The organism is Pseudomonas sp. NPDC087814 (assembly GCF_044742865.1).
Taxonomy (GTDB): Bacteria; Pseudomonadota; Gammaproteobacteria; order Pseudomonadales; family Pseudomonadaceae; genus Aquipseudomonas.
In genome coordinates this window covers 1-10,125 of sequence record NZ_JBIUVK010000087.1, presented here as the reverse complement: position 1 = coordinate 10,125, position 10,125 = coordinate 1, and the positions used below count along the sequence as shown (strand labels likewise).

The 10,125-nt window shown below is 60.9% G+C and carries 5 protein-coding genes, 2 tRNA genes and 1 pseudogene; 4 read left to right on the top strand and 4 right to left on the bottom strand.

Annotated elements, in window-relative coordinates; translation table 11 throughout:
* Nucleotides 1–346: 346 nt before the first annotated feature.
* Nucleotides 347–1,102, bottom strand: a complete 756-nt coding sequence (gene rlmB / locus ACIOMR_RS30360) for a 23S rRNA (guanosine(2251)-2'-O)-methyltransferase RlmB (RefSeq protein ID WP_003217493.1) — start codon at nucleotides 1,100–1,102, stop codon at nucleotides 347–349.
* A complete protein-coding gene (gene rnr, locus ACIOMR_RS30355) occupies nucleotides 1,099–3,732 on the bottom strand; it encodes a ribonuclease R (protein WP_003217496.1) in 2,634 nt (877 codons plus the stop codon). The genes rlmB and rnr overlap by 4 nt, the downstream gene beginning before the upstream one ends.
* A gap of 224 nt (nucleotides 3,733–3,956) precedes the next feature.
* Between rnr and ACIOMR_RS30350 the strand changes: the two genes are divergently transcribed.
* The 4 genes from ACIOMR_RS30350 (at nucleotide 3,957) to ACIOMR_RS30335 (ending at nucleotide 7,039) form a co-directional block, all read left to right on the top strand.
* Nucleotides 3,957–4,043, top strand: a tRNA-Leu gene (locus ACIOMR_RS30350).
* A gap of 173 nt (nucleotides 4,044–4,216) precedes the next feature.
* Nucleotides 4,217–4,303, top strand: a tRNA-Leu gene (locus ACIOMR_RS30345).
* A gap of 145 nt (nucleotides 4,304–4,448) precedes the next feature.
* On the top strand, nucleotides 4,449–5,474 hold the full coding sequence (locus tag ACIOMR_RS30340; RefSeq protein WP_008439094.1) for an extracellular solute-binding protein: 1,026 nt from the start codon (nucleotides 4,449–4,451) through the stop codon (nucleotides 5,472–5,474).
* Nucleotides 5,474–7,039, top strand: coding sequence for an iron ABC transporter permease (locus ACIOMR_RS30335; RefSeq protein ID WP_003217500.1), 1,566 nt, complete (start codon nucleotides 5,474–5,476; stop codon nucleotides 7,037–7,039). The genes ACIOMR_RS30340 and ACIOMR_RS30335 overlap by 1 nt, the downstream gene beginning before the upstream one ends.
* Nucleotides 7,040–7,147: 108 nt before the next feature.
* On the opposite strand, the gene ACIOMR_RS30330 is transcribed toward ACIOMR_RS30335, so the two are convergent.
* Both ACIOMR_RS30330 and ACIOMR_RS30325 read right to left on the bottom strand, forming a co-directional pair.
* Nucleotides 7,148–9,082 carry a methyl-accepting chemotaxis protein gene (locus ACIOMR_RS30330; RefSeq protein WP_008439098.1) on the bottom strand — a complete coding sequence of 645 codons (1,935 nt, stop codon included), beginning with the start codon at nucleotides 9,080–9,082 and terminating at the stop codon, nucleotides 7,148–7,150.
* 139 nt (nucleotides 9,083–9,221) lie between these two features.
* Nucleotides 9,222–10,091: pseudogene (locus ACIOMR_RS30325) on the bottom strand (adenylosuccinate synthetase); the annotation flags it as partial.
* Between the last annotated feature and the right edge of the window lie 34 nt (nucleotides 10,092–10,125).

Here is a 10,125-nt window from a genome sequence, read left to right as displayed (position 1 = left end):
ATCCGGGTGGACCAAAAAGATGATTTCGTAATGACGCATGAATGCTCCTTACGGGTTGTAGCCTGCCGCTCAAAAACGGTCAGACAAGGAGTGAATGACACTTATGGATCTTGCCGAAGGGAGGCACATGCGTGCCTGCCATGAAGGCAAGGGGCGCAATTGTAGAGAAGGGGGAGAAAGGGTGCAAGGTGATTGGTGATTATTTGAACAGCCCCCATACACCACAAAAACAAATGTGGGAGGGGGCTTGCTCCCGAAAGCGATGTGCCAGTCACCAAATGCACTGACTGATACACCGTATTCGGGAGCAAGCCCCCTCCCACATTTTGATCTGCGCCAGACTTGGTTATTTCTTGGCTTTAGCCTTGGCGCCGCGCTGGCGCTGGGCTTCGAACAGGCAGACGCCCGTTGCGACTGAAACGTTGAGGCTGCTGACGCTACCGGCCATCGGCAGGTGCACCAGGTAATCGCAATGCTCGCGGGTCAGGCGGCGCATGCCCTTGCCTTCAGCCCCCATGATCAGGATGGTCGGGCCGGTGAGGTCCTGGTCATAAATGCTGACCTCGGCCTCTCCCGCCGTACCCACGACCCACAGGCCGCGCTGCTGGAGTTTCTCGAGGGTGCGCGCCAGGTTGGTCACGGCCACCAACGGAATCACTTCCGCAGCACCGCAGGCGACTTTACGCACGACAGGCGTCAAGGTTGCCGACTTGTCTTTAGGCACGATCACCGCCAACGCACCGGCGGCATCCGCCGAACGCAGGCAGGCGCCGAGGTTGTGCGGATCGGTCACGCCGTCGAGCACCAGCAACAGCGGTGCGCCTTCGGTGCGGTCGAGCAGCTCGTCGAGCATCGCTTCGCCCCAGACCTGGCTTGGACTGACGTCGGCTACCACGCCCTGGTGAACGCCTTCAACCCAGACGTCCATCTCGCGCCGCTCGGCCTGGCCGATGGCAACTTTGTTCTGATTGGCCAGTTCGACCAGCGCTTGAACACGCGGCTCACTGCGGCCTTCTGCCAACCACACCTGCTTGACGCGTTTCGGGTGGTGACGCAGCAATGCTTCTACGGCGTGCACGCCGTAGATTTTTTCCAGACTCATGACTTGGCCTTAGGTTTGCGCGACCCGCCGCTTTTCGCGGGGGCCGAACCCGCTTTTGGCGGGCCTTTACGGTGTTTACTCGGCTTGCTCGACGGCTTTTCCGCCTCGCGGGACTTTCCCCCAGACGCCGCTTTACCACCGCTTTTGGCTTCGTTGAGCAACTGCTGCTTCAACTCGCGGCTCTTGCGCAGCTCGGCGTTTTTCGCCGCGGCATCGCTAGGGCGGTAGGCTTCGGGGGCCTTGTCCTTGGCAGACGAACGACGCGCAGGCTTGGCTGGCGCAGGCTCGGCGACCGCCGCTTTCGCAGGAGCGCCTTTGCCTTTGCTGGCCGGGGCTGCAGTTTCGCTGCCACGTTTTTTACGGCCAGTCGGTTCAGCCGGCTTGTCAGGCATACCGAAATCGATCTTGCGCTCGTCGAGGTCGACGCGCATGACCTGCACTTCCACGGTATCGCCCAGACGGAAGCTGCGACCGGTGCGCTCGCCCGCCAGGCGGTGATGCACAGGGTCGAAGTGGTAGTAGTCACCCGGCAAGGCGGTGACGTGCACCAGGCCCTCGACGTAGATGTCGGTCAGCTCGACGAACAAGCCAAAACCGGTCACGGCAGTGATCACACCCGGGAACGACTCGCCCACGCGGTCTTTCATGAACTCGCACTTGAGCCAGTTCACTACGTCGCGGGTGGCTTCGTCGGCACGGCGCTCGCTCATGGAGCACTGCTCGCCCAACTGTTCCAGGGCCGCTTCGTCGTACGGATAGATCCGTGCCTTCGGAATGGTCATGGCACCAGCACGCTTGACGTGCGGGGTGTTCTGCTTGGAATGGATCACGCTGCGGATCGCCCGGTGCGTGAGCAAGTCCGGGTAACGACGAATCGGCGAGGTGAAGTGGGTGTACGCTTCGTAATTCAGGCCGAAGTGGCCCTGGTTATCGGCGCTGTACACCGCCTGGCTCAGGGAGCGCAGCATGACGGTCTGGATCACGTGGTAATCCGGACGGTCCTTGATGCTCGCGAGCAGAGCCTGGTAGTCCTTCGGCGTCGGGCCGTCCTTGCCTTTGTGCAGGGACAGGCCGAGCTCACCGAGGAACGCGCGCAGCTTCTCCAGACGCTCCGGCGGCGGGCCGTCGTGCACCCGGTACAACGCAGGAATCTCGTGCTTTTTGAGGAATTCTGCGGTGGCCACGTTGGCCGCCAGCATGCATTCCTCGATCAGCTTGTGAGCATCGTTGCGCGTGGTCGGGGTGATTGCGGCGATCTTGCGCTCGGAACCGAAGACAATACGGGTTTCCTGAGTTTCAAAGTCGATCGCGCCACGCACGTGACGAGCGCCCAACAGCACCTTGTACAGCGCGTAGAGCTGCTTGAGGTGCGGCACGACATGCCCGTACTCACCGCGCAGGGCCTTGGCTTCGCTGGTTTTCGGCTGTTCCAGGATGGTGCTGACCTTGTTGTAGGTCAGGCGGGCCTGGGAGTGAATCACCGCTTCGTAGAACTGGTAGTCGGTCATTTCGCCGGTTTTCGAGATGGTCATCTCGCACACCATGGCCAAACGGTCGACTTTCGGGTTCAGGGAGCACAGGCCGTTGGACAGCTGCTCAGGCAGCATAGGGATGACGCGCTCGGGGAAGTACACCGAGTTGCCGCGCACCTGGGCTTCGTTGTCCAGGGCCGAACCGATCTTCACGTAGCTGGACACGTCGGCAATCGCGACGAACAACTTCCAGCCGCCGGAGAACAGGCGCAGTTTGCCAGGCTTGGCTTCGCAGTAGACCGCATCGTCGAAGTCGCGGGCATCTTCGCCGTCAATGGTGACGAACGGTAGATGACGCAGGTCGATGCGCTTCTCTTTGTCTTTTTCTTCGACTTCCGGCTTGAGCTTGGCGGCTTCTTTGAGCACAGCCTCAGGCCAGACGTGAGGGATATCGTAGGTGCGCAGCGCAACATCGATCTCCATGCCCGGCGCCATGTAGTTGCCGACCACTTCAACGATATCGCCCTGTGGCTGGAAGCGCGCAGTGGGCCAGTGGGTGATTTTCACCTCGACGAACTGGCCCACTTTGGCGGCGCCATTGCGCCCCGGGGTGATCAGCACTTCCTGCTGGACCTTGGGGTTATCCGGCACCACGAAGCCGATGCCGCCTTCTTCGAAGTAACGGCCGACGATGGACTCGTGGGCACGGGACACCACTTCGACGATCACGCCTTCACGGCGACCGCGACGGTCGAGGCCGGAAACGCGGGCCAGGGCTCGGTCGCCATCAAACACCAGGCGCATTTGCGCCGGGCTCATGAACAGGTCGTCGCTGCCATCGTCCGGGATCAGGAAGCCGAAACCGTCACGGTGGCCGGCGATGCGGCCGAGGATCAGGTCGAGCTTGTCCACCGGCGCGTAGGTGCCGCGGCGGGTGTAGATCAACTGGGCATCGCGCTCCATGGCGCGCAGGCGACGACGCAGGGCCTCGAGTTGGTCTTCGGTGGTCAGACCGAACTCTTCAACCAGCTGCTCGCGGCTAGCAGGCGAACCCCGATCGGCGAGGTGCGCCAGGATCAGTTCGCGGCTAGGAATGGGGTTTTCATATTTTTCCGCTTCACGAGCGGCCTCGGGATCGAGGGACTGCCAATCGGCCATTAGAGAGTTTTCACCTTGTCTATATGCGGGTTAGTTTGGCATACGCGTATTGAAACGGGAAATTTCAGGTGTCAACAAGCCCGTAAAAGCACTTTGTAGCCCTTGGAATGCACCTTGCGCGACCGTCGGCGAAATATTCCAGACTTTTTTCATGGCAGGGCTTTACAGCTCAAAACAGCCTCCGTATAGTGCGCGCCATCGACGACGGCAACGTTGTTGATGCTGCCCAGGTGGTGAAATTGGTAGACACGCCAGCTTCAGGTGCTGGTGATCGCAAGGTCGTGGAAGTTCGAGTCTTCTCCTGGGCACCAATTTCAAACTCAAGGTTATGCCTTGAGTCTCCAAAAACCCGCGAAAGCGGGTTTTTGCGTTTCAGGCCTTTGATTTTTAACAAGAATCTTGATTTATATTTTTGAATCAGGGGTTTACAGATCAAAAAGCCCTCCGTATAGTTCGCTCCATCAACAGCGCAAGCGTTGATAATGCCCAGGTGGTGAAATTGGTAGACACGCCAGCTTCAGGTGCTGGTGATCGCAAGGTCGTGGAAGTTCGAGTCTTCTCCTGGGCACCAAATTCAGATCAAACCCGCGAAAGCGGGTTTTTTCGTTTCCGGGGTTTGAAAACCTGACCGGTGATTTCCCCCCTCGTCCGCACTTGAGAAGTTTTATCGTTTATCCTTGTAAGGATTTGTTGCACTCAAGTGAGGAAAACCCCGGATGATGATCCGCGATACCCGTCTCAAGACATCCCTTCTGCGTGGCCTGACCATCACTCTGCTCGGCCTGACCCTGCTCTCGCCCGCTGCCTATTCTGCCGACAAGGTTGCACTGACCTTGTACAACGGCCAACACAAGGAGGTCGGCGATGAACTTGCCAAGGCCTTCGAAGCCAAGACCGGCATCCACGTCAATGTGCGCAAGGGCAGCAGCAACCAGCTGGCCAGCCAGGTCGTCGAAGAAGGTGACCGCTCCCCTGCCGACGTGATCTACACCGAAGAATCGCCGCCGCTGAATAAACTCGGCGAGCAAGGCCTGCTGGCAACCATCGACGCCAGCACCCTCGACGTCCTGCCGAAGGAATACGTGGCCGCCAACGGCGCCTGGATGGGCGTGACCGCACGCACCCGCGTCGTGGCCTTCAACCCGAAGCTGATCGCCGAGAAAGACCTGCCCAAGTCGGTACTGGATTTCGCCGGGCCCGAGTGGCAAGGCAAGGTCGGTTTCGTGCCCACCAGCGGCGCGTTCCAGGAACAAGCCGTAGCGATCATCAAGCTGCACGGTCGCGAAGCGGCTGAAGAGTGGCTGACCGGCCTGCGCGCTTTCGGCAAGGTCTACAGCAACAACATGGTTGCGCTCAAGGCCGTGGAAAATGGCGAAGTCGCCACTGTCTTGGTGAACAACTACTATTGGTTCGCCCTGAAGAAAGAAAAAACCAACCTGGATTCGCAGCTGCACTACTTCACCAACGGCGATGCCGGTGGCCTGATCACCGTGTCTGCCGCGGCTGCACTGAAATCCAGCAAGCATCCAAAGGAAGCCCAGCAACTGCTGGCATTCATGGCCAGCGAAGAAGGCCAGCGGGTGATCACCAACACTTCCGCCGAATACCCGTTGCGCAAGGGCATGGAATCCAACCGTGGCCTCAAGCCTTTCAGCGAGCTGCAACCGCCGAAAGTCACCCCTGCCGACCTGGGCAACGCCGAAGAAGCCCTGGAACTGGAACGTGACGTTGGCTTGAACTGATGAACCCATCGCTCCCCGCCCCCGCCTTGCGCGGGGGTTTTACGCCGAGACGCAAACGCCCTTCGATCTGGTTGCTGCTACCAGTCCTGCTGCTGGTAGGCCTGAGCCTGTTGCCGCTGGCATATGTCGGCCTCAAGGCCTGGCAGGCAGGATGGGCCGAGGCGGTGCATTTGCTGTGGCGACCCTATGTATTCGGGTTGCTGCGCAACACCCTGGCGCTGATGGTCGGCGTCACCGTGGCCTGCGGCGTGATCGGCTTGTCCCTGGCCTGGCTGCTGGAACGCAGCAACCTGCCGGGGCGGCGGATCTGGGGAGTGATCCTGTGCCTGCCGTTCGCGGTGCCGGCGTTTGTCAGCAGCTTTACCTGGGTTTCGTTAAGCGCCAACTTTGAAGGGTTGGGCGGAGCGATCCTGGTGATGACCCTGTCCAAATACCCGCTGGTGTTTCTGCCGGTGGCGGCAACCCTGCGCAATCTTGATCCATCCCTGGAAGAATCGGCCCGCACCCTCGGACTGAATCGCTGGGGCGTATTCTTTCGCATCACCTTGCCGCTGCTGTGGCCGTCGCTGCTGGCCGGGGCACTGTTGATTGCCCTGCATATGCTGGTGGAGTTCGGCGCGCTGTCGATCATCGGCTTGCAGACGTTTACCACCGCGATCTACCAGCAATTCGAGCTGGAGTTCAGCAACGCCAATGCGGCGATGCTCTCGGCGGTGCTGCTGGTGATGTGCCTGACGCTGCTCTGGCTGGAGCTGCGGGTGCGCGGCAAGGGCCGACACGTGCGTACCGGCCAGGGCGCGGCGCGGCATGCCGAACAGGTTCGACTCGGCAAATGGGCGGCGCTGGGGCAGCTGTATTGCCTGCTCCTGGCGATCATCGGCAGCGGCATTCCACTGGGCATGCTCGGTTATTGGCTGGCAGTGGGCAGTTCGGCGGCATTTCCGATAGCCGAGATCAGCGAGGCGCTGCTTTCTTCGTTGGCGCTATCCCTGGGCGGCGCCGCGCTTTGCCTGTTGTTTGCCGTGCCGGTGGGCTTGCTGGTGGTGCGCTACAAGGGCCAGCTCGCACTGTGGGCCGAGCGCCTGCCGTACCTGCTGCACGCCCTGCCCGGCCTGGTAATTGCGCTGACACTGGTGTATTTCGCCCTGCATTACGTGCCGGCGCTGTATCAAACGTCGGCATTGCTGCTGATCGCTTATGCGCTGCTGTTTTTGCCCCTGGCCCAGGCGCCGATCCGCACGGCGCTGAACAAGGCAGCACCCCAGCTGGAAGAGGCGGCGAGAACGCTGGGCGCGTCGTCGTTCAGTGCGTTTTGCCGGGTGACGCTGCCGATTATTTTCCCGGCATTGGGGGCGGCGTTTGCGCTGGTATTCCTGGATGCAATGAAGGAATTGACGGCGACGTTGCTGCTTAGTCCGACCGGGCTGAATACCTTGGCAACTGCCGTGTGGGCGCACACCTCGAATGTGGAATTCGCGGCAGCGGCGCCCTATGCGGCATTGTTGATTTTGGTGTCGGGACTGCCGGTGTATTTGCTTACGACGCGGATGTACCTGAGCCGCTGAAATAGCTTTCGCGAGCAAGCCCGCTCCCAAATTTGCTCGCATTCCAGAAGTGGAACTCGGTCGAATGTGGGAGCGGGCTTGCTCGCGAAAGGGCCGCACCAGGCGACATCAAGCCCGGAACTGCCCCAAGCTCGCCTTCAACTGCGCAGCCAACCCATCCAGCACTTTGCCACTGGCTGTAGTCTCTACCACCGCCTGCGCCGCTCGCTCAGCCTGGGCATGAATGATCTCGACTCGCCCACGCACCGCATGCGCACCCTGCGCCTGATGCTCAGCCGCCCGCGTCGCCAGGCCAATCGCTGCATGCACCTGCTCCACCGAGGCCTGCACCGACTGCTGCAGGCGCACGCTGTCGCGCAACACCAGCAAACCTTCGCTGGCCTGGCGCCCGGCCTTGCCGATGGTTTCCACGGCCTCACGAGCGCCTTGCTGCAAGGCCACGATGTGGGCCTGGATGTCGCCGGTAGAACTCTGGGTTTTACTGGCCAGGGCGCGAACCTCGTCCGCCACGACCGCAAAGCCGCGCCCGGTCTCACCGGCTCGCGCCGCCTCAATAGCCGCGTTGAGCGCCAGCAGGTTGGTTTGCTCGGCAATCCCGTGGATCACCGTTAACACCACCTCGATCTGCTCGCTCTGCTGCGCCAGCCGCTCGATCACCTTGGAACCGGCCTGCACCTGCCCCGCCAACGCCTCGATCAAGCTGCCGACTTCGGCTGAAGTGCGGGAATTTTCATCAGTCGCCTGGCGAATATCCACCACCTGCTGCAAGGCCGCCTGCATCGCATGGCTTTCCGCCTGGGCCTCATCCGCCATTTGCGACAGCGCCCGCAGGCTTTCGGCAACCTCATCACGCTGCAAGCCGGCGGCCGCATCGGCACCCGCATTGCGCAGGGTCATCGCGCCGATTTCCACACCGGTACGCTGGGCCACATCACCGGCTTCACGCACGATCGGCTGCAACTTATCCACAAAGCGATTGACCGCCGAGGCCATGTCGCCGATTTCGTCCCGGCTGTTGATCTGCACACGCTTGGTCAGGTCGCCCTCGCCTGCCGCCAGATCGTCCATCGCTGCAATCAGCAGCTTCAGGCGATTGACCACCCGACGGCCGAGCACTACAGCAATCAACAGCAATACACCAAAACCTACCACCGCCAGGCCCATGCCGATGCGCCAGCGCAAGGTGCCCGCCGCCTCTTGCACGGCGCTGGTGGTATTGGCGGTCATCTGGGTGGCGGTGGCTTGCGCCGACTGCAAACGCGCGCCCATGGCCGCCGCGCTGTCAGCCGCGGCACCCTTGAGGCTGTCGCCCACCAACTGGTCACCGCTGGCAATCAGTGCAGCAAAACGCTTGTCCAGCGCGGCCAGGTCAGCCTCGACCGAGGCAGTCGAAACCCCCATGCGGACCTTGCCGATCTCTACGCCATTGGGGCTGATGGACGCTTCGACGTAGAACACCGAGGGATCATTCTTCGCCGCATCCAGCACTTTATCCAGGGCACGTTCGCCCTTGCCCTTTTCCAGCAGCGCCTGGTTGATCGGGTTTTCACGATTGAGGTAACGGGTCAGGTGCTCACCAGCCGCGTCGTCATACACCACAAACAACACGTTGGGATTGCGCTGGGCTCTGCGGGCAAACTCAGACAGCGTCGGCACGTCGCTGTCCCACATGGCGCGCGGCGCCACCGAGGCGAGCAGTTGCGCCATGTCATTGGCAGAGTCCTGCAGGTCTTTTTCCAGGGTCGCACGCAGTTGCTTCTGCTCTTCCTGCAGGCGCGTGGAAAGCCCCGCCGTCAGACGCTGGCGCGTGCTGGAAGACAGACTGTCCAGGCTGGATGTCACTTCCTTGCCGGCTTGCGCCAACTCGCCGGACAGTTTCTGGCTGTCGACGCCCAGGCGATTGCCCAAATCAGCTTCCAATGCAGTGACGGTGCTTCGCGTCAGGGCGACGGCCACCAGTACCTGCACCAAAAGAGCGATACCTAGGGTAACGAACACCGGCCGCAACAGCCGGCTTTGTAACAATGAGAGAACGGCAGACACTGGGAATCCCTCCACCACGGGTGCCATTAATTTGATAGCACCGCGAAAGAAAGAACCATAGCAAGGGTCGTGCCGTTTACCAGGCGGAAACGACAAAGGGCTCCCGAAGGAGCCCTTTGCTTTTTACATCAACAGCTTATTAAGCGAACGGGTGACGCAGAACGATGGTCTCGTTGCGGTCCGGGCCCGTCGAAATAATGTCGATCGGCGCACCGATCAGCTCTTCGACGCGCTTGATGTAAGCGCGGGCGTTGGCTGGCAGTTCTTCCAGGGTCTTGGCGCCCACGGTCGATTCGGTCCAGCCTGGCACTTCTTCGTACACAGGCTGCAGGCCTACGTAGCTGTCCGCGTCAGTCGGGGCAACGTCCTTGCCTTCCGCATCCTTGTAGCCGATGCAGATGTTGATGGTTTCCAGGCCGTCGAGTACGTCCAGCTTGGTCAGGCAGATGCCCGAGATGCTGTTCACATCGATAGCGCGACGCAGGATAACGGCGTCGAACCAGCCACAACGGCGGGCACGGCCGGTCGTCGCGCCGAACTCGTGGCCTTGTTTGGCCAGGTGCGCGCCGACGTCGTCGAACAGTTCAGTCGGGAATGGACCCGAACCTACACGCGTGGTGTATGCCTTGGTGATGCCGAGGATGTAGTCCAGGAACATCGGGCCAACGCCCGAACCCGTCGCAACGCCGCCAGCGGTGGTGTTGGAACTGGTGACGTAAGGGTAGGTGCCGTGGTCGATGTCCAGCAACGAGCCCTGGGCGCCTTCGAACATGATGTCTTTGCCGGCGCGACGCAGGTCGTGCAACTCGGCAGTCACGTCCAGCATCAGCGGCTTGAGCAGCTCGGCGTATTCCTTGCACTCGGCCAGGGTCTTTTCAAACTCGATGGCCGGCTCTTTGTAGTAACCCACCAGCATGAAGTTGTGGTAATCCACCAGTTCACGCAGCTTGTCTTCAAAGCGCGGCATGTTGAGCAGGTCGTCATATCGCAGGACAAGACGTGGAAACTTGTGTTAGTTGTCTTGTTCTATTATGCGTTATGTT

Excerpts from the sequence above, each read along its gene's own strand:
- rlmB (WP_003217493.1), bottom strand. The coding sequence starts at position 1,102 with ATGAGTCTGGAAAAAATCTACGGCGTGCACGCCGTAGAAGCATTGCTG.
- rnr (WP_003217496.1), bottom strand. The coding sequence starts at position 3,732 with ATGGCCGATTGGCAGTCCCTCGATCCCGAGGCCGCTCGTGAAGCGGAA.
- ACIOMR_RS30340 (WP_008439094.1), top strand. The coding sequence starts at position 4,449 with ATGATGATCCGCGATACCCGTCTCAAGACATCCCTTCTGCGTGGCCTG.
- ACIOMR_RS30335 (WP_003217500.1), top strand. The coding sequence starts at position 5,474 with ATGAACCCATCGCTCCCCGCCCCCGCCTTGCGCGGGGGTTTTACGCCG.